A 23,469-nucleotide genomic window follows, 5' to 3' on the forward strand; every position below is an offset into this window, starting at 1 on the left:
AGCCCCGGCCGGGGGTGTCAGCGCACGGCGCCGGTGAACACCAGCAGCGGTGCATCGGCCCGCGGGCCGACCACGACGGTGACGGCGTCGCGGGCGTCCGCGGGGACGGTGAACACGTAGACACCCGTGGCGCTCTCCCCGTCGGCCAGCGTGCCCGCGAGGGGCCACTGCGCCGGGTCGTCGAGCGGGGACGCCGGCGTGGCGTCCGCCCCGTAGGTGAGGGTGGTCGCGATCGCCCCGAGGTCGAGGTCCTCGCCGGTGCGGTTCTCCACCCGGACGCTCACCCGGACGGCGGGCCCGGCGACGTTGCCCGGGCCGTTGGCGGTGCCCTGCACGCCCACGACCTCGGGCAGGCTCACGACCACGCCGTCGCCGGCGGTGACCGCGGCGTCCAGCGGGACCGGGGCCAGGGTGGCCGGCGAGAAGTCCGCGGACCCGGGCTCGCCGCTGGCCGGCGTGGCGGTCGGGGCCGTCGAGGTGGCCGCCGCGGGGGCGGCCGACGGGCTCCCGGGGGCAGCGCTCGAGGACGCCGCGGCCGGGCCGGTCGTGCCCGCCGCGGACGTCGTCGCGGCGGCGGCCGAGGTACCGGCCCGGCGGGCGCCGCTGTCGCCGTCCCCGGGCAGGGTCAGCGCCAGCACGACGGCCACCGCCACCACCACGGCGGCGGCCAGCGCCGCTCCCAGCTTTCGGCGCGACCGCCCGGGGGTGGGCGGTCCGTCGGTCGTCGAGGGCACGCTCATCGCGGCAGCCTCCCCATCTCTCGGAACCAGGTGACGGCGGCGAGCGCCAGGTAGCCCGCGGTCAGCAGACCGAGGGCGGCGTAGACCGGCAGGAAGGCCGCGGGTGCGCCGAGCAGCACGAACACCCAGCACAGCAGGCCGTAGTCGGTGGGCACGACGACCAGCGAGCGCAGCACGCTGGGCCGCTGCGCGGTCCGCTGCGAGCGCAGCGGGGCGCCGTGCTGGGCGCGCAGCGCCTCGTTGAGCATGGTGCCGAAGAACAGCACCGCGGCGACCACGCAGAAGCCGATCGGCACCAGCAGCAGCGGCCCGCGGTCGACCGGCTGGAACCGGTACAGCCCGACGAGCAGCGCCAGGTGCAGGCTCGAGGTCTTCAGCGAGTCGACCATGTGGTCGAGCCACTCCCCCGCCGGCGACCCGCCGCCCCGCAGCCGGGCCAGCTGCCCGTCGGCGGAGTCCAGCGCGTAGCCGACCGCGAGGCACGCGCTCACCAGCACGCCCAGCCACCAGGACGGCGACACGAGCGCCAGCAGCGCGACCCCGGTGAACGTGAAGACGGCGCTGATGGTGGTGACCGCGTTGGGTGTGAGCCCGGCGTGGAAGGCGACGGCGGCCAGCAGCCGGCCGGCCCTGCGGTTGACGAACCGGCTGTAGGCCGGTGCGCCCGCCGCACCCTTCTGCGCCGCGGACAGCCGGCGCACCGTGCCGGCGATGCTCTCGCCGGCCGCCCGGTGCCGCGGTGCGTCGCCGGTCGCCGGGCGCTCCAGGGTGCCGGTCACGACTGGGCCGCCCACGGGGCCGGGGCCTCGGCCGGCGCACCGGCGGCCGGCAGCGGACGGCGCGCGGTCGGCAGCACCGGGACGTCGGCGGGCAGGGCCGGGGTCTCGAACAGCCCCAGGCCGGCGTCCTGCGCGGCCGGGCCGAGCCGCAGGCGGCGGCCGCTGGGCCGGGTCCGCGGGAAGTCGCGGGCCGCGAGCCGGGTGCACAGCGCGGCGTAGCCCTCGGCCACGTGGTCCCAGTCGTAGCGGGCCGACAGCAGGCGCGCCTTCTTGCCGTCGCGGCGGGTGCGCTCCGGGTCGGCCTCGGCGGCGGCCACGTGGGCCGCGACGTCCTCCGCCGTCCCGAAGTACCGGCCGCTGGACTCCAGCACCTCGCGGTTGAACGACACGTCGTAGGCGATCGTCGCCGCGCCCGCGCCGATGGCGCGCAGCAGCGAGGGGTTGGTGCCGCCCACGGAGTGGCCGTGCAGGTAGGTGTGCGCGTTGGCGTACAGCTGGTCGAGCAGCTCCTGGTCCCAGACGCCGCCGAGGAACCGCACCCGCTCGTCGGCCAGGGCGTGCACCCGGCGGGTGTAGTCGTCGGCGTAGGGCGCCGAGCCGACCACGACCAGCGGCAGGCCGGCGTCGCTGCGCCGGTAGCCGTCGACGATGACGTCGACGTGGTTCTCCGGCTCGAACCGGGCGACGACCAGGTGGTAGCCGCGGGGGGTGAGCCCCACCTCGGCCAGCTTGTCGCTGCCGATGCCGGTCGTCTTGGGCGCGCCGTAGGCGATCTGCTCGGTCGCGGCGCCGAACTCGTCGCGGTAGTAGTCCGCGATGCCCTTGGCGTCGGCGATCAGCGCGTCGGACCAGCGGACCGACAGCGCCTCGACCACGCGGTAGTACCGCTTGCCGATGCCGCCCCACTTGGCGCGCTTCCACTCCAGCCCGTCGACGTGGGTGGCGACCGGGATGCGGGCGGCGCGCAGCAGCGGCAGCCACGGCGCGTTGGCGGCGTTGAACACCACCGCGGCGTCCACCCGGTGCGCCAGCAGGTGCGCGACCGACAGGCCGGTGTGGCTCAGCGTCTCCAACGAGCGCTTGCGCATCGCCGGCAGGTGCACCAGCTCCATGCCGAGGTAGCGGTCAGGGCGCGGCCCGTCGGTCGTCGTCCGGCAGTACACGACCACCTCGTGGCCCTGCTCGACCAGCCGGCGGCCGACCTCCTCGACGGCGGTCTCGAAGCCGCCGTACCGCGCCGGCACCCCGCGGGTGCCGACGAGCGCGATGCGCAGCTTCCCTGACGTCCTGCGTGCCATGCGCGAGCTCCGTCTCTGCCCTGGGTCCTCCACGGCCGGGCTGAGTGCGCACCGGCCGGCCCCCGCCCGCCGCGCGGGTGCGCGGAAGGGGGTGCTCCGGTGTCGACCTTCCCCCGGTCGGGGCGCGTCGTCGCGGTCTGGAGCGGTTGGCTCACCCAGAGGGAGGACGGTGCCGTCCCGGTCGGGGGACGCCGGTCAGTACGCCCCGGATGCCCGGACGACGGCGCGCACGGTCTTCCAGAGGATCTGCACGTCCAGGGCCATCGACCAGTTCTCCACGTACCGCAGGTCCAGCCGGACGGCCTCCTCCCACGGCAGGTCGCTGCGCCCGGAGATCTGCCACAGCCCGGTGAGGCCGGGCTTGACGAGCAGCCGGCGGCTGACGGAGCTGTCGTACCGGGCGACCTCGCGGGGCAGCGGCGGGCGCGGGCCCACCAGCGACATCGAGCCGGTGAGCACGTTGACCAGCTGCGGCAGCTCGTCCAGGGACAACCGGCGCAGCCACTTCCCGACCGGGGTGACCCGCGGGTCCTGGCGCATCTTGAACAGCAGCCCGTCGGCGTCGTTGCCGTCGCTGAGGCCGGCGACCTGCTGGTCGGCGTCCACCACCATGCTGCGGAACTTGAGCATCGTGAACGGGCGGCCGCCGAGGCCCACCCGCTCCTGCCGGTAGAACACCGGCCCGGGGCTGCCCAGCCGCACGGCCAGCGCGAGGACGGCGAACACCGGCAGCAGCAGGGTCAGCGCGGCCAGCGCGGCGGTGCGGTCGATGGCGCTCTTGACCACCAGCGGCCAGCCCTCGAAGCGGGGCTGCTCCACCGACAGCAGCGGCAGCCCGTCGAACGGGCGGATGTGCAGCCGGGGGCCGGCCACCTCGACCAGGCCGGGCGCGACGAGCAGCTCCAGCCCGCTGCCCTCCAGCTGCCAGGACAGCGTGCGCAGGTACTGGGCGGCGGTCTCGCTGGCCGAGGTCACGGCCACGGTGTCCGCGCCGGCCCGGCGGGCGGTGGCGACGACGTCGTCCAGCCCGGCGACCGGGACGTCGACGACGCGGGCCACCCGGCTGCGGTCGCCGCCGGTGACGCAGGCGGCGACCACCTGCAGGCCGGCGTGCGGCGTGCGGCCCAGCCGGTCGACCAGCTCCAGCACGGCACCGCCGCGGCCGACGACGACCACCCGCTTGAGGCACTCCCCGCGGGCCCGCCGGCGGTGCAGCTGCTGCCGGACGGCGTAGCGCCACAGCACCGAGACCAGGGCGAGCACCGGGACGGCGATGACGACCAGCGCGCGGCTGAGCTCCAGCTGCGCGGCGTAGGAGAGGAAGCCGAGCAGGGCCAGCAGCACCAGGCCGGCCCGGCCGACCCGGTGGAACTCGTCGCTGCCGGCGCCGAGGAAGCGGTGCTCGTAGGCGCCGAGGGCGGCGAGCAGCAGCGGCCACGCGGCGACCAGGGAGAGGCTCGCCCAGAACAGCGCGGTGGCCGGGTCGGGCTGCCCGGGGTGCGCCACGTCGACGACGAGGCCGGAGATCCCGGCCAGCAGCACGTCGCCGGCCACCAGCGCGGCCTGGTGGCGGCGCATCCAGGCGGGCACGGCCGCCGGGCGGGCGACGGCGGGCGGCAGCGCCTCGAGCGGTCGCCGCGGCGCCGGCACCAGGCCGGCGACCTCGGCGTCGTCCAACGACGTGGTCCGTTCCAGCAGCACGTGTCCCCCCGCAGGTCAGTCACTCATCGTCACGACCGGGGAGGCAGGTGCTCGTCCGGGTGCCGGACGGCCTGGTCGTCCCGGCCAGTTCCCGACGAACGATCACAGCCGGTGATCGCGGGGGCAATCGAGGGAGCGGCTGGTTCACCTGTACCGGGCACCCTGGGCGGGGAGGATCACCCGTCCGGACGAACCGGGTCAGCTGCGGGGGTGCACGACGTTCTGCGCGACCTCGAGCCCGCGCTCGAGCAGCAGCTCGGTGGCGTCGGCGGCCTCGACGAGCAGCAGGTCGAGGGTCTTGCGCTCGGTGGCGGAGAAGTCCTTGAGCACGAAGTCGGCGGCGTCCTGCCGGCCGGGCGGGCGGCCGATGCCGACGCGCACCCGCAGGTACTCCTTGGTGCCGGTGGACCGGGTGATGGAGCGCAGGCCGTTGTGGCCGCCCTCTCCCCCGCCGCGCTTGAGCCGCACCGCCTCGAACGGGATGTCCAGCTCGTCGTGCACGACCACCAGGTCGGTGGCTGCCACGTGGTGGTAGTCCAGCAGGCTGCGGACCGGCCCGCCGGACTCGTTCATGTAGCTGAGCGGCTGGGCGAGCACCACGCGGCGGCCGGCCAGCCGGCCCTCACCGGACAGCGCCCGGGCACGCGGGCCCTTGCCGGCGGACAGCTTGACGCCCGCGCGGGCGGCGAGCTCGGCGACCACCATCGCGCCGACGTTGTGCCGGTTGCCGGCGTACTGCGGCCCGGGGTTGCCCAGGCCGACGACGAGGAACGGCCCCTCGGGGACGGGGGCCACCGGAGACGCCGCAGGGGCGCCGGCGGTGCCGGCGCCCCTGCGGGTCGTGCTCTCGCTCAGCGGGACCCTCAGGCCTCGTCGGCGTTCGCGGACTCGATCGACTCGCCGCTGCCCTGGTCGGACGGCTCGCCGACGACGTCGCCCTCGGGGGCCTCGGTCTCGTCGGTGGCCAGGTCGGCCTCGAGCTCGGCGGCCGACGGCGCACCGAGGAAGCCGACGACGAGGGCGTCCGCGTCGGTGACCAGCGTGGCGCCGGCCGGCAGGGTGAGCTCGCCGGCGGTGATGTTGTCACCGGCGCCGCGGCCGGCGATGTCGACCTCGATGGACTCGGGCAGCGCGGTGGCGTCGGCCTCGATCGAGACGGTGTTCAGCTCGATGTTGGAGATGACGTCCGGGCCCGGCTCGCCGACGACGACGACGGGCACCTCGACGGTGACCTTCTCGCCGCGGCGGACGAGGACCAGGTCGACGTGCTCGTGCACCCGGGTCAGCGGGTCGCGCTGCACGGCCTTGATCAGCGCGAGCTGCTCGCCGCCCTCGAGGACGACGGTGACCAGCGCGTTGGCGCCACCGTTGCGCAGGGTGGCGGCGAACTCGCGGGCCGGGACGGACAGGTGGACGACGTCCTGGCCGTGCCCGTACAGGACGGCGGGGACGCGACCGGCGCGGCGGGTCCGGCGGGCGCTGCCCTTGCCGAACTCGGTGCGGCGCTCGGCTTCGAGGCGGAAGTCAGCCACGGGATGTGCTCCTCACGAGGTGGATCGGTCTGCGTCCGGCGGGACGCAGCACACCTCGGGAGGCACGCACGTCGATCACGGAGCAGGAGCTCCCTCGCCGGGCAACGGGCACGAGGTTACACGAGGGGCCGCGCGCCCCCGACCTCGCTGGGCTCAGCTGGCGCCGCCGAAGAGGCTCGTGACCGAACCGTCCTCGAAGACCTCCTTGATCGCCCGCGCCAGCAGCGGGGCGATCGACAGGACGGTCAGCTTGTCGAACTGGCGGGCCGGCTCGATCGGCAGCGTGTTGGTGATGATGACCTCGCTGACCCGGCTGTTCTTGAGCCGGTCGACGGCGGGGCCGGAGAGCACGCCGTGGGTGGCGGCGATGACGACGTCCGCGGCGCCCTGGTCGAACAGCGTCTCCGCGGCCTTGGTGATCGTGCCGCCGGTGTCGATCATGTCGTCGACGAGGATGCACACGCGGCCCTCGACCTCACCGACCACGCGGTTGGCGACGACCTCGTTGGGCCGGGTGATGTCGCGGGTCTTGTGGATGAAGGCCAGCGGGGTGCCGCCGAGCTTGTCGCTCCAGCGCTCGGAGACGCGGACCCGGCCGGAGTCGGGCGAGACGACGGTGAGGTCGCGGTCGCCCCACTTGCGCTTGACCTCGTCGATGAGCAGGTCCATCGCGAAGAGGTGGTCGACCGGGCCGTCGAAGAAGCCCTGGATCTGCGCGGTGTGCAGGTCGACGGTCATCAGCCGGTCGGCGCCGGCGGTCTTGAACATGTCGGCCACGAGGCGGGCGGAGATGGGCTCGCGGCCGCGGTGCTTCTTGTCCTGCCGGGCGTAGGGGAAGAACGGCGCGACCACGGTGATCCGCTTGGCCGACGCCCGCTTGAGCGCGTCGACCATGATCAGCTGCTCCATGAGCCAGGTGTTGATCGGCGCGGTGTGGCTCTGCACCACGAACGCGTCGGACCCGCGGACCGACTCCTCGAACCGCACGAAGAGCTCGCCGTTGGCGAACTCGTAGGCGGCCGTCGGCGTCGGGGTGACGCCGAGGTGCCCGGCGATCTCCTGGGCCAGCTCGGGGTACGCCCGGCCGGAGAAGAGCATCAGGCTCTTGTTGGTCTGCTGCCGGATCACGCTCATCGGGATGCTGCCCCTACTGCTCGTCGGCCCCGACCGGACGGTGTCCGTCGGACGGCGCGGTGCCGGTGTCGGTGTCGTCGGCTCCGGCGCGCTCCAGGGCGGCCGCCGCAGCGACCGCCGCGGGGGTGCCGGGACGTCGTCGTTGCACCCAGCGTCCCACATTCCGCTGCCGCGCCCGTGCGACGCCCATCGCACCCGGGGGCACGTCGTCGGTGATCACCGACCCGGCCGCGGTGTACGCGCCGTCCCCGATGGTGAGCGGCGCCACGAGCATCGTGTCCGAGCCCACCCGGACGTGGTCGCCGACGGTGGTGCGGTGCTTGGCCACGCCGTCGTAGTTGACGAACACGGTGGCCGCCCCGATGTTGCTGTGCTCGCCGATCGTCGCGTCGCCGACGTAGGACAGGTGCGGCACCTTCGACCCGGCGCCGATCTCCGCGTTCTTCGTCTCGACGTAGGCCCCGATCTTCCCGTCGCGCCCCAACCGGGTGCCCGGCCGCAGGTAGCTGAACGGGCCGACGGTCGCGGCCGGGCCGACGACGGCCAGCTGCACGTGCGAGCGGACGACGGAGGCGCCCTCGCCGACCTCGGTGTCGAGCAGGGTGGTGTCGGGCCCGACCACGGCGCTGGCGGCGACGGTCGAGGCGCCGAGCACCTGGGTGCCCGGGTGCAGCACGGCCTCGGCGGCGACGGTGGCGGTGGCGTCGACCCAGGTGGTCCGCGGGTCGACGACGACGACCCCGGCGCGCATGAGCCCGTCGAGCACCCGGTCGTTGAGGGTGCGGCGGCGGGCGGCCAGCTCGCGCTGGTCGTTGCAGCCGAGGGTGTCGGCGGGGTCGGGCGCGGCGTACCCGCCGACCGGGGCGCCGTCGGCGACGAGCAGGCCGAGGACGTCGGTGAGGTACTGCTCGCCCTGCTGGTTGCCCGACCCGACCCGGGTGAGCGCCTCCCGGACGGCGGCCGCGTCGCCGACGTACACGCCGGCGTTCACCTCCCGGACGGCGCGCTGGGCGTCGTCGGCGTCCTTCTCCTCCACGATCGCCCGCACCGCGCCCTCGGCGTCCCGGATGATCCGGCCCAGCCCCGTCGGGTCCTCGACGACGGCGGTGAGCACGGTGAGCGTGTTCCCGCGGTGCTGGTGCGACCCGACCAGCCCGGCGAGGGTGGCGGTGGTCAGCAGCGGCGCGTCGCCGTTGACGATGAGCACCGGCCCGGCGACCGCGCCGAGCGCGTCGAGGGCGACGGCGGCGGCGTGGCCGGACCCGTTCTGCTGCTCCTGGACCACCGGCAGCGCGCCCGGCGCGATGACGGCCAGGTGGGCGGTCACCTGCTCCCGGCCCGAGCCGACGACGACGGCGGTCTGCGCGGCGCCCAGCGGGGCGGCCGCGGCGAGCACGTGCCCGAGCATCGACCGCCCGCCCAGCTCGTGCAGCACCTTCGGCCGGCTGGACCGCATCCGGGTGCCCTGCCCGGCGGCCAGCACCACCACCGCCCCCACGGTCGCGGGGTCCGGTGCTGCGTGCTGGCTGCTCATGGGGCTCCTCGTGCTCGGGCGGGCAGGCGGTGCTGGCTGGGGGACTCGGACTCGAACCGAGACTTCCCGGCTCCAAAGGCCGGCGGGCTGCCGATTACCCCATCCCCCACGGGCGGGCCGCGGCGACCGAGGACGCGCGCCGGCCCGCGACCGGGCGGGCGCCGGGGAGCCGGCGACCCGCCCGTGAGCCTAGGGCCCGCACCCGGCACCGAGCACGCGGCTGGGGGTGCGCCCGGGGCTACGGTCGCGTAGGTTACGGCCACGTAGCCCCGGTGCCGGCGTCCTCGCCCGCCGGGACGACGTCCTCTCCCGAACCGACCGTGGACGACTTCGTCCACGAACGACGCTGTCCCACGAGACCGCTCGGCGACGACGACGTCTCGACCGCCCTGGAGGCCCTGTGTCCGCTCCCCCGCTCGACGGCCGTTCGCCGTCCACCCGCCCCGCCCGGCCCACGCGCCCGGCCGTGCTCGCCGAGCCCACGGCCGGCCTGCCGGCCAACGCGCTCGGCCGCACCCGCGGCGGCATCGAGCAGCTGGCCATCTACGCGTTCGTCGTGCTGCCGTTCGTGGCGCTGGCCATCGCGGTGCCCTCGCTGTGGGGCTGGGGCCTGTCGTGGACCGACGTGGTGCTGTTCGGCGTCTTCTACGCGATCACCGGCCTGGGCATCACCGTCGGCTACCACCGGCACTTCACCCACGGCTCGTTCAAGGCGAAGACCCCGCTGCGGGTGGCCCTGGCCATCGCCGGCTGCATGGCCGCGCAGGGCCCGGTCGTGCAGTGGGTCGCCGACCACCGCCGGCACCACGCCTTCAGCGACCGCGAGGGCGACCCGCACTCGCCGTGGCGCTACGGCACCGACCTGCGCGCGCTGACCAAGGGCATGTTCCACGCCCACGTCGGCTGGCTGTTCGACCGCCGCCAGACCAACCCGCAGCGCTACGCCCCCGACCTGCTCAAGGACGCGACGCTCAACCGCACCAGCGACCTGTTCGGCCTGTGGCTGGTGCTGGGCCTGGTGCTGCCGACCGCCATCGGCGGCCTGGTCACCATGAGCTGGACCGGCGCCTGGACGGCGTTCTTCTGGGCCGGCCTGGTGCGCATCGCCCTGCTGCACCACGTCACCTGGTCGGTGAACTCGATCTGCCACACCATCGGCAACCGGCCGTTCGCCGCCCGCGACAAGTCGACCAACTTCTGGCCGCTCGCGCTGCTGAGCTTCGGCGAGTCCTGGCACAACCTGCACCACGCCGACCCGACGTGCGCCCGGCACGGCGCGCTGCGCGGCCAGGTCGACATCAGCGCCCGCACCATCTGGGTGTTCGAGAAGCTGGGCTGGGCCCGCGACGTGAAGTGGCCCGACCCGGTCCGGCTGGCCGCCAAGCGCCGCCGGCCCGGAGCGGCCGAGGCCGCCGCCTGACCATCCCCCCCGACCCGCCCGGGTCACCGCGCCCGCCGCGGTGGCCCGGGCGTCGTCGTCCCAGGGCACGATGAGGGCATGAGCACCGCGGGCAGCCCGACCGACCGCACTGGGTCCACCCGCGCCCGGGTGCGGATGACCGGCGCCCAGCGCCGCCAGCAGCTGCTCGACGTCGGCCGCGAGCTGTTCGCCCAGCGCGGCTACGAGGCGACCTCGATCGAGGAGATCGCGGCGCGGGCCGACGTCTCCAAGCCCGTGGTCTACGAGCACTTCGGCGGCAAGGAGGGGCTGTACGCGGTCGTCGTCGACCGGGAGATGCAGCGGCTGCTGGAGCGCTTCACCTCGGCGTTCTCCATCGGCGGCCACCCGCGGGAGCTCGTCGAGCGGGCTGCGCTGGTGCTGCTGGACTACATCGAGGACTCCACCGACGGCTTCCAGGTGCTGGTCCGCGACTCCCCCGCCACCGGCACCGAGGGCGGGTTCAACTCGCTGATCAGCGAGGTGGCCAGCAAGGTCGAGCACATCCTCGGCGAGCACTTCCGGCTCGCCGGGTACGACCCGCGGATGGCCGAGCTGTACAGCCAGGCGCTGGTCGGCATGGTCGCGCTGGTCGGCCAGTGGTGGCTGGAGACCCGCACCCCCGACAAGCGGACGGTCGCCGCGCACCTGGTGAACCTGGCCTACAACGGCCTGTCGCACCTGGAGAAGCAGCCGGGGCTGGTCGGCCCGGTGCGGCTGTTCCCGCCCACGCCCCCGGCCTGAGACCGGCGCCGGGGCCCCCGCGCGTCAGCCGACGAGCCGGGCCCCCGGCACCGGCCCGTGCACGGCCCGCACCGCCCGGAACACGCCCGTCCCGGTCAGCTCGCCGGCCAGCCGCTGCGCGGTCTCCGCGTCGTCCACCAGCCCGGCCACGGTGGGCCCCGAGCCGCTGACCAGCGCCGCCCGGGCGCCCGCCGCGGTCATCGTCTGCAGCGCGCGGTCCAGGTCGGGCCGCAGCCGCAGCGCGGGCGCCTGCAGGTCGTTGGCCAGCACCGCGGCCAGCGCGGAGGTCTCCCCGGCGGTGAGCGCCGCGATCACCGGCTCGCTGCTGGAGTCCTCACCCGGCGGCAGCAGGCCCGCGCCGCGCATCACGTCGAGCTCGCGGTACACCGACGGGGTCGACAGCCCCTCCCCCGCGATGCCCAGCAGCCAGTCGCTGCGCCGGCGGGCGAGCACCGGCGACAGCTGCTCGCCGCGGCCGGTGCCCAGCGCGACGCCGCCGTGCAGGCTGAACGGCACGTCGCTGCCCAGCCGGGCCGCCAGCGCCGAGAGGTCGCCGCGGGTCGCCCGGGTGCCCCACAGCGCGTCCAGCGCCACCAGCGCGGCGGCCGCGTCGGCGCTGCCGCCGGCCAGACCGGCGGCGGCCGGGATCGACTTGTCGATCTCCAGGTGCGCGTCGGCGGCCACCCCCGCGTGCCGGGCCAGCAGCTCGGCGGCCCGCCACACCAGGTTGCGCTGGTCGGTGGGCACGCTGGCCGGGCCGCGGCCGGCGGCGGCGCCCTCGCCGCGCACCGCGATGGACAGCCCGGACGACGGCCGCACCGTCACCGTGTCGAACAGCGACACCGCGAGGTAGACCGTCTGCAGCTCGTGGAAGCCGTCGTCGCGCAGCGGCCCCACACCCAGGTGGACGTTGACCTTGGCCGGGGCGCGGGCCACCACGGCGCCGTTGCCGGCGATCCGGCCGGGCCCACCCGAGGTCGCGTGTGTCACGTGGCCACACTGCCATTGCGCGACCGCGGAGCCCGGACCGGCCTGCTCGCAGGGGCCCGCCGCGAGCGTGCGAGTGGTGGGGGGCGAGGAGGTCCTTCGTCAGGCCTCCGCGGGAGTCGCCGCCAGCCGCGCGAAGTCGGTGACCGACAGCTGCTCGCCGCGGGCCGTGGGGTCGATGCCGGCCGCGCGCAGGCGCGCCTCGGCGGCGGCCGGGCTGCCGGCCCAGCGGGCCAGCGCCGCCCGCAGCCCCTTGCGGCGGGTGGCGAACGCGGCGTCGACGACGGCGAACGTGGCGACCCGGTCACCGGCCGGCGGCTCGCGCCGGTCGAGCGCGACCAGACCGGAGTCGACGTTGGGCACCGGCCAGAACACCGGCCGCGGCACGTTGCCCGCCCGGCGCACGTCGCCGTACCAGGCGGCCTTGACGCTGGGCACCCCGTACGCCGGGGTGCCGGGGCGCGCGGCCAGCCGGTCGGCCACCTCGGCCTGGACCAGCACCAGGCACCGGCGCACGGTCGGCAGCAGCTCCAGCAGGTGCAGCAGCACCGGGACGGCGATGTTGTAGGGCAGGTTGGCCACCAGCGCGGTCGGCGGCGGACCGGGCAGCTCGGCGACCCGCAGCGCGTCGGCGGTGACCACGGTCAGCCGGTCGGCCAGCCCGGGGGCGCGCTGGGCGACCGTGCGGGGCAGCTGCTCGGCCAGCCGCGGGTCGATCTCCACCGCGGTCACCCGCCGTGCTGCGGGCAGCAGGCCGAGGGTGAGGGAGCCCAGGCCGGGGCCCACCTCGCACACCACGTCGTCCGGGCGCAGCTCCGCCGTCCGGACGATCTTGCGGATGGTGTTCGGGTCGTGCAGGAAGTTCTGACCGAGGGTCTTGGTCGGGCGCAGGTCGAGCTGCTGGGCCAGCTCGCGGATGACCGCGGGGCCCAGCAGCCCGTCGCCCTGCTCGGGGTCGCCGCTCAGTTGAGGCCCCGGATCAGTCGAACAGGTGGGAGCCGCAGCCCCACTGGCCGGCGCCGCTGCGGGCGTACAGCATCTGCGCGCGCATCGTCTGCTCCTCGGCCGAGGCCGCCGCCGGGTCGCCGCTGCCGCCGACCGAGGCCCAGGTGGACCGGGAGAACTGGTACATGCCGCGGTAGGTGCCGCTGGAGCTGACCGCGTTCGGCCGGCCACCGGACTCGCACTTGGCGAGTGCACCCCAGTTGAGGCCGTCGGCGGCGACGGTGGCGGCCGGCTTCGGCTTGGTGCCGACGCTGACCTGCTCGTCGACCGGCGCCTTGGTGACCGCCTGGCCGAGCTTCTCCCGGGCGGTCTCGACGCCGTCGGTGACGGTCACCCGGTAGGTGACGGTCTGCTGGCCCTTCACGCCCTTGGTGGTCACCGTGCGCGTGCCCTCGGTCGCGGCGTCGTCCTTGGTCTCCACCGACGCGTAGTCGATCGGCTCGGTGACCGTGACCTCGGAGACCTGCACCCGGTGCACCTGCAGCGTCATCGCGTTCATCAGCGGCTGGGTCAGCGCCAGGCTGGTCGTGTCGGTCGGCGCCAGGGTCACCTGCTGCTCGGCGAGCAGGTCGGCCGCGGTGGCCGCGGTGGTGCTCACGACCCGGGTCTGGCCGTCGACGAGGAGCGTGACGTTCTTCGGGGTGTCGATCGACAGGTCCATGCCCTGCAGCGGCAGGCGCTCGCTGCGGCTGGCCGACAGCACCAGGTCCTGGCCGCGGTAGCCGAGCTGGTCGAGCGCGTCGTCCACGGACCGCGCGGTCGTGTACAGGTCGCGCCGGACGCCGTCCACGGTCAGCGAGAGCGGCCGGGCGCGGTTGAGCACGATCGTGTCGCCGTCGGCGACCTCCGCGGAGGTGCCGGGCAGGACGACGTCGTGCGCGGCCGGGGTCAGCCCCTCGTCAGCGAGCACCTCGCCGGTGGTGCCGGCGTAGGTGTGCACGTCGCGGGACTGGCCGTCGACGGTGAGGGTCACCGTCTTCTGGGCGACGAAGTAGGCGGCGCAGCCGCCCACCAGGCCCAGCAGGACCAGGGCGAACAGGCTGACTCGAAGCGATCGGCGCACAACACATCCAAGGTCACAGGACCCGAGCAGGGGAACCGGGCAGCCGCGACCGGACCCCACCCCTCGGTGGCGCCCGTTCTGCTGCGACCCGCCGTCGCCGGACCAGGGGTCACCTGGACCGGACGAGCGCCTGGGTGTTCCCCACCCCGGCCGTCGGTCACGACACGATAACGAACGAGTTCCTTGAGACAACCGTGCTGGGACAGCAGATCACCACGTCGACAAGTCGCTGCGCAGGCGCGCCGGCACCGAGGGTGAGGACTGGACGGCGTGTCGGCGCGTCGTCCAACCGTGCCGGCGTGCGCAAGCCCACAGGGTGAACCGGTTTCCTCAGGCGAGGGCGCTGACCCCCGACCGCACCGGCCGCAGCCAGGTGAGCAGGAAGACCGCGACCGCCAGCCCCGCGGCCAGCGACGCGAAGCCGCCCGCCACCAGCGCCACCGGCAGCAGCCCGGCGCCGTCCCGGGTCACCTCGTCGCCCAGGTCGATGCCGGCCACCAGCAGCAGCACGCCCAGCGGCAGCAGCGCCAGCACGGTGCCCGCAGCGGCCACCAGGTGCGCCGTCCAGGTGCGCTGCGCCTCGTCGACGGGCACGTCCGCGCCGTCCGCCGGCACGGGGCGCAGCCAGGTGCGCAGCAGCGCCGCCTCGGCGAGCAGCCAGCCCACGGCCGGCACCACGACCAGCGCACCGGTCGCCGTCCCGCCCAGGTCACCCGCGGTGCCCAGCACCAGCGCGGTCACCAGCTGCCCGGCCATCGCGGCGCGCATCGTCCACAGCAGCGGCAGCGCGATCTGCTCCGCCCGGCGCGGCCGCCGGTACGGCCGGCCCGCCGCCCAGCGGGGCCGCGGCCGGGTCGCCTCGGCCAGCAGCACCCCGGCCAGCAGCCCGGCGCCCAGCGCCGGCACCCAGAGGAACACCGACCGCTCCGCGAACAGCACCACGGTGGTCACCACCGCCGCGATGCCCAGCAGCAGCCCCAGCCGGCGCAGCCGGCGCCCGTGGGCGCCCTGCCGGACCAGCTCGGCGCCCGCGACCGGGGTCAGCTCGACGAACTGCACGGCCGCCGCGGCGACCGCACGCCGGGCCGACGCGTGCGACCAGGCGCGCACGAGCAGCACCGCGGGCACCATCAGGGCGAGGAAGAGCACGACGGCGATGAGGCGGCCCACGCAGCCAGTGTCCCCCGTCCGGCCGTGGATGTGTCGTGCCCCAGCTACCAGCTGCCGAAGACCCGCTCCGCGTTGGCGGTCAGGGTGGCGCAGAGCTGGTCGAGCTCGGTGCCGGTGACCTCCGCGAGCGCGCGCACCGTCAGCGGCACCAGGCGGGCGGCGTTCGGCCGGCCGCGGTGCGGCATGGGCGTCAGGAACGGCGCGTCGGTCTCGGTCAGCAGCTGGTCCAGCGGCGTGATCGCCGCGGCCTCCCGCAGGTAGGCGGCGTTGGCGAACGTCAGCGTGCCGGCGAACGACAGCACGTAGCCCCGGTCGATGCACTGCCGGGCGAACGCCGCGTCACCGGAGAAGCAGTGGAAGACGACGTGCTCCGGCGCCCCCTCCTCCTCGAGCACGCGCAGGATCTCCTGGTGGGCGTCCCGGTCGTGGACCTGCAGCGCCAGCCCGTGCCGCTTGGCGATGTCGATGTGCGCCCGGAACGACGCCTCCTGCGCCGCCCAGCCGTCCTCGCCGGTGCGGTACCGGTCCAGGCCGGTCTCCCCCACCGCCCGGACCCGCGGCAGCGCCGCCAGCCGGTCGATCTCGGCCAGCGCCGCCTCGCTCGCCGCGCCCGCCCCCGCGTCGTTCGGGTGCAGCGCGACGGCGGCGAGCACCTCGGGACGCCGCTCGGCGAGCGCCGCCGACCACTGCGAGGAGGCGACGTCGACACCGGTCTGCACCAACCGCGGGACGCCCACCGCCACCGCGGCGTCGATGGCCGCGTCCACGTCGGCGTCCTCGGGCCGGCGGTCCTCCCCGCCGACGGCGAAGTCGAAGTGGGTGTGGCTGTCGACCGCCGGCGCCGGCAGCGGCTCCGGCGACGGGACCGGCTCGCCCCGCCGGTTGGCCCGCGCGGACGACGACCGGCTCATGCCTCCCCGTTCGACGGCTTCGTGCCGCTCTCCAGCCGGGCCAGCTCCTCGTCGACGATCGACTCGTCGAGCTTGCTGAACACCGGCTTCGGCGGCGCCAGCGGCGTGCCCGGCGGCGGCAGCGGCGTCGACGCCCACACGGCCTGGCCCTGGTCGTAGTCGCCGGTGATGATCGGGTAGGGCGAACCGTCGTCCAGGTCCGCGGTCTCCACGATCTCCGGCCGCGGCGACCACACCCCGGTGCCGCCCAGCAGCTCGTGCACGGTCTGCGACGAGTGCGGGAGGAACGGCGTCAGCAGCGCGTTGCAGTCCTTGATCGCCTGCAGCGCGGTGTGCAGCACGGTGTCCCGGCGGGCCGGGTCCTCCTTGAGCTTCCACGGCGCCTGGTCGGACAGGTACTTGTTCGCCTCGCCGACGATCCGCATGGCCTCGGTGGCCGCGGCCTTCTGCCGGTTGCGGCCCAGCAGCTCGCCGATCGGCCCGAATGCGCCGCTGGTCGTCGCCAGCAGCGCGCGGTCGGCGTCGGTCAGCTCACCGGGGGTCGGGACGGCGCCGACGTTCTTCGCCGCCATCGACACCGACCGGTTGACCAGGTTGCCCCAGCCGGCGACCAGCTCGTCGTTGTTGCGCCGGCGGAACTCCGACCAGGTGAAGTCGGTGTCCTGGGTCTCCGGGCCGGCGACCGCGATGAAGTAGCGCAGCGCGTCGGCGTCGTAGCGGGACAGGAAGTCGCGCACGTAGATGACCACGTTGCGGGAGGAGGAGAACTTCCGCCCCTCCATGGTCAGGAACTCGCTGGAGACGACCTCGGTGGGGAGGTTCAGCCGGCCGTAGGAGCCCGGCGTGCCGCCCTTGTCACCCTCGCCGTTGTAGCCCTGCAGCTGCGCAGGCCAGATCTCGGCGTGGAAGACGATGTTGTCCTTGCCCATGAAGTAGTAGGCGTCGGAGTCCGGCGCCTGCCACCACTGCCGCCACGCCTCCGGGTCACCGGACCGGCGGGCCCACTCGATGGACGCCGACAGGTAGCCGACCACCGCGTCGAACCAGACGTAGATCCGCTTGTCCGGCCGGTCCCGCCAGCCGTCGAGCGGGATCGGCACGCCCCAGTCGATGTCGCGGGTGTAGCTGCGCGGCTTGAGGTCCTCGAGCAGGTTGGTGGCGAAGTTGTGCACGTTCGGCCGCCACCCCTTGCGGCCGGCCAGCCAGTCGCCGAGCGACCGGGTGAACGCCGGCAGGTCGAGGAAGTAGTGCTCGCTCTCGACGAACTTCGGCGTCTCGCCGTTGATCCGGCTGACCGGGTTGATCAGGTCGGTGGGGTCGAGCTGGTTGCCGCAGTTGTCGCACTGGTCGCCGCGGGCGCCGTCGTAGCCGCAGATCGGGCAGGTGCCCTCGATGTAGCGGTCGGGCAGGGTGCGGCCGGTCGACGGGCTGATCGCGCCGAGCGTCGTCTGCGGGAAGACGTACCCGTTCTTCAGCAGGCCGAGGAAGATCTCCTGGCTGACCTGGGCGTGGTTGACCGTGGTGGTGCGGGTGAACAGGTCGTAGGACAGCCCGAGGCTGGCCAGGTCGTCCACGATCACCCGGTTGTTGCGGTCGGCGATCTCCCGGGGCGTGATCCCCTCGGCGTCCGCGGCGACCGTGATCGGGGTGCCGTGCTCGTCGGTGCCGCTGACCATCAGCACCTTGTCGCCGCTCATCCGGTGGAACCGGCTGAACACGTCCGAGGGGACACCGAAGCCGGAGACGTGGCCGATGTGCCGCGGGCCGTTGGCGTAGGGCCACGCGACGGCGGTCAGGATGTGGCGATCACTCACGGTGCGAGGGTACGGAGCCGCGTCCAGCGGCTTCCGGCGAGCCGGTCAGGGGACGTCGCTGACCGGCGCGGTGTCCGTCGGGACGCCGGCCGGCGCGGGCGCGCCGAACGCGGCCAGCGCGGTGAGCGCCAGGCCGATGCCTGCCACCGTGGCCAGCCGCAGCCGGCGCCGCTCGGGGGCGACGGTGGGGGCCGGCCGGGCGGGCGCGGGGCCCGCGGCGAGCCAGGCCGCCGCGGCCGGCGAGCCGGCCAGCAGCAGCTTCCCCGCCGGGACGGCGAGGCACAGCAGCGCGAGCGCGGGCAGCGGGACCGCGCCCACGGAGCCGACCGGCACCAGCGCGACGCCGGACGGGGCCAGCAGCCCGGCGCCGCCCAGGACCAGCAGCAGCACGATCTCCCCCACCGCCACGGTGACCAGCAGCAGCCGGCCCGCGCCGTCCACCAGGCTGGCGCCGCCGCCGGCGCAGCAGACCACCCACGCCGCGAGCAGCAGCAGCCCGACCGCGAGCAGCGCACCCGACGGCCGGGCGGCGGAGCCGAGCAGCCCGTCCAGCCCGGTCAGCGCCAGCGCGAGCAGCGCCAGGGACTCCAGCACCGCGATCCCCGCCGCCGCGACCACCGGGAACGGTGCCCGGCGTCGCGGCGGACGCGCCAGGGCCGGCGCTGCGGGTAGGACGGTGCTGGACACGGAGGACTCCCTGACCGGTGGTGGCTGTCACCGGTTCCGTCGTCCTGCCGCGTCTCCCTCTCCAGGGTGGGCGGCCCCGGGTCACCCCAAGGGGGTGCGGGAGGTCAGCGGGTGCCGCCGGCCGCCTGCCCGGCCTCCCTGCGCTCGGCGGCGCCCTTGGTGCCGAACCGCGACCGCGAGCGGGAGTAGCCGAAGTAGATGACCACCCCGAGCGCCATCCAGACCGCGAACCGGATCCACGTCTCGGTGGGCAGGTTGAGCATCAGGTACAGGCTGGCCAGGGCCGACAGCACCGGGATCAACGGGACCAGCGGCACGCGGAAGGACCGCTCCAGCTCCGGCCGGGTGCGGCGCAGCACGATCACCGCGATCGAGACGAGCACGAAGGCGAACAGCGTGCCGATGTTGACCAGCTCGGCCAGCGTGCTCAGCGGGATGAACCCGGCCAGCACGGCCGTGACCACGCCGGTGATGATCGTGATCTTGTACGGGGTGCCGTACTTCGGGTGCACCGTGCCGAGCGCCGGCGGCAGCAGGTGGTCGCGGCTCATCGCGAACAGCACGCGCGACTGGCCGAGCATCAGGATCATCACCACGGAGGTGAGCCCGGCCAGCGCGCCGACCGAGATGATGCTGGACATGAACGACAGGCCGACCGACTTGAACGCGCCGGCCAGCGGGGCGTCGGTCGACAGGTCGGTGTAGTGCTGCATGCCCACGACGACCAGCGAGACCAGCACGTAGAGCACGGTGCAGATGATCAGCGAGCCGAAGATCCCTCGCGGCAGGTCGCGCTGCGGCTCCTTGGTCTCCTCCGCGGCGGTCGCCACGATGTCGAAGCCGATGAACGCGAAGAACACGATCGAGGCGCCGGCGATGATGCCGCCCCAGCCGAAGTCGCTGAAGGTCAGGCCGAACAGCACCTGGACGAACGGCGCGGACAGCCCGCTGCCCGCCTCACCGGGCTGCGCCGGGGGCACGAACGGCGTGTAGTTGCCGGACTTGAGGTAGAACGCGCCGACCACGATGACCAGCAGGACGATGACCAGCTTGATCGCCACGATGACCGTGGTCACCCGGCTGGAGAGCTTGATGCCGAGCACCAGGACGCCGGTCATCAGCAGCGCGATGAAGATCGCCGGGATGTTGACCGTCGCGGTCTCACCGGCGATCGAGTCCGGCAGCGGGATGCCGATGTCCCCCAGCAGCTGGTTCAGGTAGCCCGACCAGCCCACCGAGACGGTCGCCGCGCCCAGCGCCAGTTCCAGCACCAGGTCCCAGCCGATGATCCAGGCGACGAACTCGCCCATCGTGGCGTAGGAGAACGTGTAGGCCGACCCCGCGACCGGCACGGTGGAGGCGAACTCCGCGTAGCAGAGCGCGGCCAGGCCGCAGACGATGCCGGCGATCACGAAGCTGATCGCCACGGCCGGCCCGGAGTCGGTCTTGGCCACCTCGCCGGTCAGCACGAAGATGCCGGTGCCGATGATGACGCCGACCCCGAACACGGTCAGGTCGAGCGCGGAGAGATTGCGCTTGAGCTGGTGTTCGGGCTCTTCGGTGTCGCGGATCGACTCCTCGACGCTCTTCACCCGGGCCTTGTTGCTCGTGGCCACGGCTCCCCCTCTCGGGCGGACGGCGTGCGCGTCGCCGTCCGGCTGGTGATCATGGTCGGAGAGAGAGTCCCACGGGCCTGGACGTCCCGCATGTGCACGCTGTGCGGGCTGCTCCTCCCCCACGAACAGGCCCCCCAGGAGGTCCGGTGAGCGACACCCGGCAGGCAGCCGATCCGGCCAGCCACGCCACGACGACGCCCGAGCAGCAGCGCGTTCCGCGCAACCCCCGTCCCCGGCCCGCCGGGCCCGCGCGGAGCGCCGGCGCCAGCCGGCGCGGCGACTCCGACCCGGTGATGGCCTGCGGGGTCTACGTGGGCGGCAAGCTGGTCGAGGCGAGCCCGGACGACGCGCTGCAGGTGGCCCGCGACCAGGGCGGCTTCGTCTGGCTCGGGCTGTACGAGCCCAGCGAGGCGCAGCTGACCCGGATCGGCGAGCAGTACGGCCTGCACCCGCTGGCGATGGAGGACGCGGTCGAGGCGCACCAGCGCCCCAAGCTGGAGCGCTACGACGACGGCGTGTTCATGGTGCTCAAGACGGCGCGGTACGTGGAGCACGAGCAGCTGACCGCCACCAGCGAGGTGGTGATCACCGGGGAGATCATGGCGTTCGTCGGCGCCGACCACATCATCACCGTCCGGCACGGGGCCCACGGCGAGCTCGGTGAGCTGCGCCGGGAGCTCGAGCAGCAGCCGGACCTGCTCTGCCACGGGCCCGCCGCCGTCCTCTACGCCATCGCCGACCACGTCGTCGACGACTTCGTCGAGGTCGCTCAGGACGTCGAGGACGACGTGGAGGAGCTGGAGACCTCGGTGTTCAGCCCGTCGCGCGCCGACGAGACCGCGCGGATCTACCAGCTCAAGCGGGAGCTGATGGCGCTGCGCAAGGCGGTGTCGCCGCTGGAGGTGCCGCTGTCGACGCTCGCGGAGCGGCCGCTGGACCTGGTGCCGGAGTCGATGCGGTCGTACTTCCGCGACGTCCAGGACCACGCCCTGCGGGTGCGCGACCAGGTGGCCGGCCTCGACGAGCTGCTGTCGAACATCCTGCAGGCCGCGCTGGCCCGGGTGTCGGTGGCGCAGAACGAGGACATGCGGAAGATCTCCGCGTACGCCGGCCTCATCGCCGTCCCGACCGGGATCGCCGGCATCTACGGGATGAACTTCACGCACATGCCCGAGCTGAGCTGGCGGTTCGGCTACCCGCTGGCGCTGCTGCTGATGGCGGCGCTGTGCTACCTGCTGTACCGCAACTTCAAGCGCAGCGGCTGGCTCTGACCCCAGGCATAGGAGGCTTCGCACCCGGTTGAGGGCCCGATAGCAGGTGCAGAGCTTCCTCTGCCTCGACCGCTGTGGGCGGCGGGCTGCCTTGCACAGATCGCGCTCGGCCCTCGGCTGACGCGTACGGCACCCCGACGCTCCAGGGCGTGACGTGGAAGAAGGTCTTCGAGCAGCAACTGGCGGCGCGTGGCGGGGTCGCGAGCCGAGCCGAACTGCTGCGCATCGCCCCTCGGACGGTGCTGGACGGTCAGGTCGGCCGGGGTGCGCTGCAGCGCGTCTTCCCCCACGTCTACGCGTCCCGCGACGCCGTGCTGACCGATCAGCTCGTCCTCTGCGCAGCGCTGCGGCACGCCGGCTCCGGGGCCGCGATCAGCCACGTGTCCGCACTGCACCTGTGGGGCGTCCGGCGGCTGACTCGGCCGGTGCACCTGACCGTCGACCAGAGCATGCGACGAGCCGGCGCCCAGGGTCTCGTCGTCCACCGGCGCAATGGCTTCGAGGTCGAACGGGACACCTGCGTGGTGAGCGGCCTCCCTGTCACCACTCTGCCCCGCTCGGTGGTCGACGCGTGGCCACTCCTCCCCCTGGCGGACAGGCGTCCGCTGCTGCTCGACCTGGTCCGGGAGAAGCGGGTCAGCACCCGAGCACTTCGCGCGTCGCTCGCCGAGCGCCCCAACGTCGGCGGCCACCGTGCGCTGGCCCAGACCGTCGACCTCGCCGAGGACGGGTGCCACAGCGAGCTCGAGGCGATGGGGGTGCTCAACGTCTTCCGGCACCACTCGCTGCCGCGCAGCGTCGGGCAGCTACGCATGCAGTTGGACAGCGGCCGCATCTGGCTGGACCGCGCCTGGCCCGAGGTGAAGCTGGCCGTGGAACTCGACGGGGCACGGTTCCACACCGACCCGGAGGCGAGGCGTCGCGATCTCGCGCGCGACTCCTCCCTGGCCGCCCTGGGATGGGTGGTCCTGCGGTTCACCTACGCCGACGTGCTGCGGGACCCCGACGGCGTCCGGGCGCGCGTCCTGGCCGTCTACCAGGCCCGCGCCCGTCAGCTGGCCCACGGCTGACCGGAAGCCCGAGGCGAAGGAAGCTCCGCACCCGCTTTCCAGCCCGAAAGTGGGTGCAGAGCTTCCTATGCCCGGGACAACGGGTGGAGAGGTCAGGAGCCCTTGGCGGCGACGACCGCGTCGTAGACCACCCGGCGCGGCTGGCCGGTGCGCTCGACGACGGCCCGGATCGCGTCCTTCCGCGTCGCCCCGGCCGCCTCCTCGGCGGCGACCTCGGCGGCCAGCTCGTCCGGCGACAGGTCGACCGGCCCGGCCGGGGCGCCGGCGACGACCAGGGTGATCTCGCCGCGCACCCCGTCGGCGGCCCACGCGGCCAGCTCCGACAGCGGCCCGCGGCGGACCTCCTCGTGCGTCTTGGTCAGCTCCCGGCAGACCGCGGCCCCCCGGTCGTCGCCGAAGACGGCGGCCAGGTCGGTGAGCGCGTCGGCCAGCCGGTGCGGCGATTCGAAGAACACCATCGTCCGGCGCTCGGTGGCCAGCGGCGCCAGCGCGGTGCGCCGTCCGCGCCGGGGCAGGAACCCCTCGAAGCTGAACCGGTCGCACGGCAGCCCGGACACCGCCAGCGCGGTGGTGACGGCGGAGGGCCCGGGCACCGAGGTGACCTCGACGCCGGCCTCGATCGCCGCCCGCACCAGCGTGTACCCGGGGTCGGAGACCGACGGCATGCCGGCGTCGGTGAGCAGCAGCACCGTCCTGCCCTCGGTGAGCGCGGCGACCAGCCCGGGCAGCCGCTGGCGCTCCACCGACTCGTGGAAGGTCACCACCTTGCCGGTGAGCGTGACCTCGAGGTCGTGCGCGAGCCGGTGCAGCCGCCGGGTGTCCTCGCACGCCAGGACGTCGGCCTCCGCCATCGCCCGCCGCAGCCGCGGCCCGACGTCCCCGGGCTGCCCGAGCGGCGCGCCCCCCAGCACCAGTCGACCAGTCACGTGCACGAGCCTGTCACGCCAGGCCGGACAGCCGGGCCACATACCCTGA

21 protein-coding genes and 1 tRNA gene are annotated in these 23,469 nt (G+C 74.5%); 4 read left to right on the top strand and 18 right to left on the bottom strand.

Going from position 1 to position 23,469, the window contains the following annotated elements; all coding sequences use genetic code 11:
- Positions 1-17 precede the first annotated feature (17 nt).
- The 9 genes from AB0J00_RS17295 to AB0J00_RS17335 form a co-directional block, all read right to left on the bottom strand.
- The gene (locus tag AB0J00_RS17295; RefSeq protein WP_357746933.1) at positions 18-740 is read right to left on the bottom strand and encodes a hypothetical protein; all 723 of its coding nucleotides are present in this window, start codon (positions 738-740) and stop codon (positions 18-20) included.
- Positions 737-1,519: a CDP-alcohol phosphatidyltransferase family protein gene (locus AB0J00_RS17300; RefSeq protein WP_357746935.1), complete on the bottom strand. Its 783-nt coding sequence runs from the start codon at positions 1,517-1,519 to the stop codon at positions 737-739. The genes AB0J00_RS17295 and AB0J00_RS17300 overlap by 4 nt, the downstream gene beginning before the upstream one ends.
- Positions 1,516-2,817: a DUF1972 domain-containing protein gene (locus AB0J00_RS17305; RefSeq protein ID WP_357746938.1), complete on the bottom strand. Its 1,302-nt coding sequence runs from the start codon at positions 2,815-2,817 to the stop codon at positions 1,516-1,518. Before AB0J00_RS17305 ends, AB0J00_RS17300 begins: the two co-directional genes overlap by 4 nt.
- A gap of 195 nt (positions 2,818-3,012) precedes the next feature.
- Positions 3,013-4,518 (bottom strand): sugar transferase, encoded by a 1,506-nt coding sequence (locus AB0J00_RS17310; protein ID WP_357746941.1) that lies wholly within the window; start codon positions 4,516-4,518, stop codon positions 3,013-3,015.
- A gap of 198 nt (positions 4,519-4,716) precedes the next feature.
- Positions 4,717-5,313: an aminoacyl-tRNA hydrolase gene (pth, locus tag AB0J00_RS17315; protein ID WP_357746943.1), complete on the bottom strand. Its 597-nt coding sequence runs from the start codon at positions 5,311-5,313 to the stop codon at positions 4,717-4,719.
- A gap of 68 nt (positions 5,314-5,381) precedes the next feature.
- A complete protein-coding gene (locus AB0J00_RS17320; protein ID WP_357746946.1) occupies positions 5,382-6,050 on the bottom strand; it encodes a 50S ribosomal protein L25/general stress protein Ctc in 669 nt (222 codons plus the stop codon).
- Positions 6,051-6,203: 153 nt separating this feature from the next.
- The gene (locus AB0J00_RS17325; RefSeq protein ID WP_357746948.1) at positions 6,204-7,184 is read right to left on the bottom strand and encodes a ribose-phosphate diphosphokinase; all 981 of its coding nucleotides are present in this window, start codon (positions 7,182-7,184) and stop codon (positions 6,204-6,206) included.
- 13 nt (positions 7,185-7,197) lie between these two features.
- The gene (gene glmU / locus AB0J00_RS17330) at positions 7,198-8,718 is read right to left on the bottom strand and encodes a bifunctional UDP-N-acetylglucosamine diphosphorylase/glucosamine-1-phosphate N-acetyltransferase GlmU (protein WP_357746951.1); all 1,521 of its coding nucleotides are present in this window, start codon (positions 8,716-8,718) and stop codon (positions 7,198-7,200) included.
- Positions 8,719-8,751: 33 nt separating this feature from the next.
- Positions 8,752-8,827, bottom strand: a tRNA-Gln gene (locus tag AB0J00_RS17335).
- Between the two features lie 291 nt (positions 8,828-9,118).
- Between AB0J00_RS17335 and AB0J00_RS17340 the strand changes: the two genes are divergently transcribed.
- Both AB0J00_RS17340 and AB0J00_RS17345 read left to right on the top strand, forming a co-directional pair.
- Positions 9,119-10,138 carry an acyl-CoA desaturase gene (locus tag AB0J00_RS17340; RefSeq protein ID WP_357746953.1) on the top strand — a complete coding sequence of 340 codons (1,020 nt, stop codon included), beginning with the start codon at positions 9,119-9,121 and terminating at the stop codon, positions 10,136-10,138.
- Positions 10,139-10,216: 78 nt separating this feature from the next.
- Complete coding sequence (locus AB0J00_RS17345; protein WP_357746956.1) at positions 10,217-10,900, top strand: TetR/AcrR family transcriptional regulator; 684 nt, start codon at positions 10,217-10,219, stop codon at positions 10,898-10,900.
- A gap of 24 nt (positions 10,901-10,924) precedes the next feature.
- Here AB0J00_RS17345 and AB0J00_RS17350 read toward each other — a convergent pair whose 3' ends face one another.
- From AB0J00_RS17350 to AB0J00_RS17385, 8 genes are all read right to left on the bottom strand, one after another.
- Entirely contained in the window at positions 10,925-11,890 is a 966-nt protein-coding gene (locus AB0J00_RS17350) for a 4-(cytidine 5'-diphospho)-2-C-methyl-D-erythritol kinase (RefSeq protein WP_357746959.1), read from the bottom strand.
- A 99-nt stretch (positions 11,891-11,989) separates the two neighbouring features.
- On the bottom strand, positions 11,990-12,853 hold the full coding sequence (gene rsmA, locus AB0J00_RS17355) for a 16S rRNA (adenine(1518)-N(6)/adenine(1519)-N(6))-dimethyltransferase RsmA (RefSeq protein ID WP_357747085.1): 864 nt from the start codon (positions 12,851-12,853) through the stop codon (positions 11,990-11,992).
- A 13-nt stretch (positions 12,854-12,866) separates the two neighbouring features.
- The gene (locus tag AB0J00_RS17360; protein WP_357746961.1) at positions 12,867-13,955 is read right to left on the bottom strand and encodes a ubiquitin-like domain-containing protein; all 1,089 of its coding nucleotides are present in this window, start codon (positions 13,953-13,955) and stop codon (positions 12,867-12,869) included.
- 330 nt (positions 13,956-14,285) lie between these two features.
- Positions 14,286-15,125 carry a hypothetical protein gene (locus tag AB0J00_RS17365; protein ID WP_357746964.1) on the bottom strand — a complete coding sequence of 280 codons (840 nt, stop codon included), beginning with the start codon at positions 15,123-15,125 and terminating at the stop codon, positions 14,286-14,288.
- Positions 15,126-15,169: 44 nt separating this feature from the next.
- Positions 15,170-16,036: a TatD family hydrolase gene (locus AB0J00_RS17370; protein ID WP_357746967.1), complete on the bottom strand. Its 867-nt coding sequence runs from the start codon at positions 16,034-16,036 to the stop codon at positions 15,170-15,172.
- Complete coding sequence (gene metG, locus AB0J00_RS17375; RefSeq protein ID WP_357746969.1) at positions 16,033-17,850, bottom strand: methionine--tRNA ligase; 1,818 nt, start codon at positions 17,848-17,850, stop codon at positions 16,033-16,035. Before metG ends, AB0J00_RS17370 begins: the two co-directional genes overlap by 4 nt.
- A gap of 45 nt (positions 17,851-17,895) precedes the next feature.
- Positions 17,896-18,537: a hypothetical protein gene (locus AB0J00_RS17380; protein ID WP_357746972.1), complete on the bottom strand. Its 642-nt coding sequence runs from the start codon at positions 18,535-18,537 to the stop codon at positions 17,896-17,898.
- Between the two features lie 104 nt (positions 18,538-18,641).
- A complete protein-coding gene (locus tag AB0J00_RS17385; RefSeq protein ID WP_357746975.1) occupies positions 18,642-20,153 on the bottom strand; it encodes an amino acid permease in 1,512 nt (503 codons plus the stop codon).
- Positions 20,154-20,299: 146 nt separating this feature from the next.
- Here AB0J00_RS17385 and corA point away from each other — a divergent pair, with 146 nt between their 5' ends.
- Together corA and AB0J00_RS17395 are read left to right on the top strand one after the other, a co-directional pair.
- Entirely contained in the window at positions 20,300-21,424 is a 1,125-nt protein-coding gene (gene corA, locus AB0J00_RS17390) for a magnesium/cobalt transporter CorA (protein WP_357746978.1), read from the top strand.
- 74 nt (positions 21,425-21,498) lie between these two features.
- Positions 21,499-22,494 carry a DUF559 domain-containing protein gene (locus AB0J00_RS17395; RefSeq protein ID WP_357746980.1) on the top strand — a complete coding sequence of 332 codons (996 nt, stop codon included), beginning with the start codon at positions 21,499-21,501 and terminating at the stop codon, positions 22,492-22,494.
- A gap of 92 nt (positions 22,495-22,586) precedes the next feature.
- Here AB0J00_RS17395 and rsmI read toward each other — a convergent pair whose 3' ends face one another.
- Entirely contained in the window at positions 22,587-23,420 is an 834-nt protein-coding gene (gene rsmI / locus AB0J00_RS17400; protein WP_357746982.1) for a 16S rRNA (cytidine(1402)-2'-O)-methyltransferase, read from the bottom strand.
- Between the last annotated feature and the right edge of the window lie 49 nt (positions 23,421-23,469).

Origin of the sequence: Modestobacter sp. NPDC049651 (assembly GCF_040659695.1) — a bacterium.
GTDB lineage: Bacteria > Actinomycetota > Actinomycetes > Mycobacteriales > Geodermatophilaceae > Modestobacter.

What these genes read in the sequence shown, in the direction of transcription:
- AB0J00_RS17295 (WP_357746933.1), bottom strand. Translation starts at nt 740, where the DNA reads ATGAGCGTGCCCTCGACGACCGACGGACCGCCCACCCCCGGGCGGTCG.
- AB0J00_RS17305 (WP_357746938.1), bottom strand. Translation starts at nt 2,817, where the DNA reads ATGGCACGCAGGACGTCAGGGAAGCTGCGCATCGCGCTCGTCGGCACC.
- AB0J00_RS17325 (WP_357746948.1), bottom strand. Translation starts at nt 7,184, where the DNA reads ATGAGCGTGATCCGGCAGCAGACCAACAAGAGCCTGATGCTCTTCTCC.
- glmU (WP_357746951.1), bottom strand. Translation starts at nt 8,718, where the DNA reads ATGAGCAGCCAGCACGCAGCACCGGACCCCGCGACCGTGGGGGCGGTG.
- AB0J00_RS17345 (WP_357746956.1), top strand. Translation starts at nt 10,217, where the DNA reads ATGAGCACCGCGGGCAGCCCGACCGACCGCACTGGGTCCACCCGCGCC.
- AB0J00_RS17370 (WP_357746967.1), bottom strand. Translation starts at nt 16,036, where the DNA reads ATGAGCCGGTCGTCGTCCGCGCGGGCCAACCGGCGGGGCGAGCCGGTC.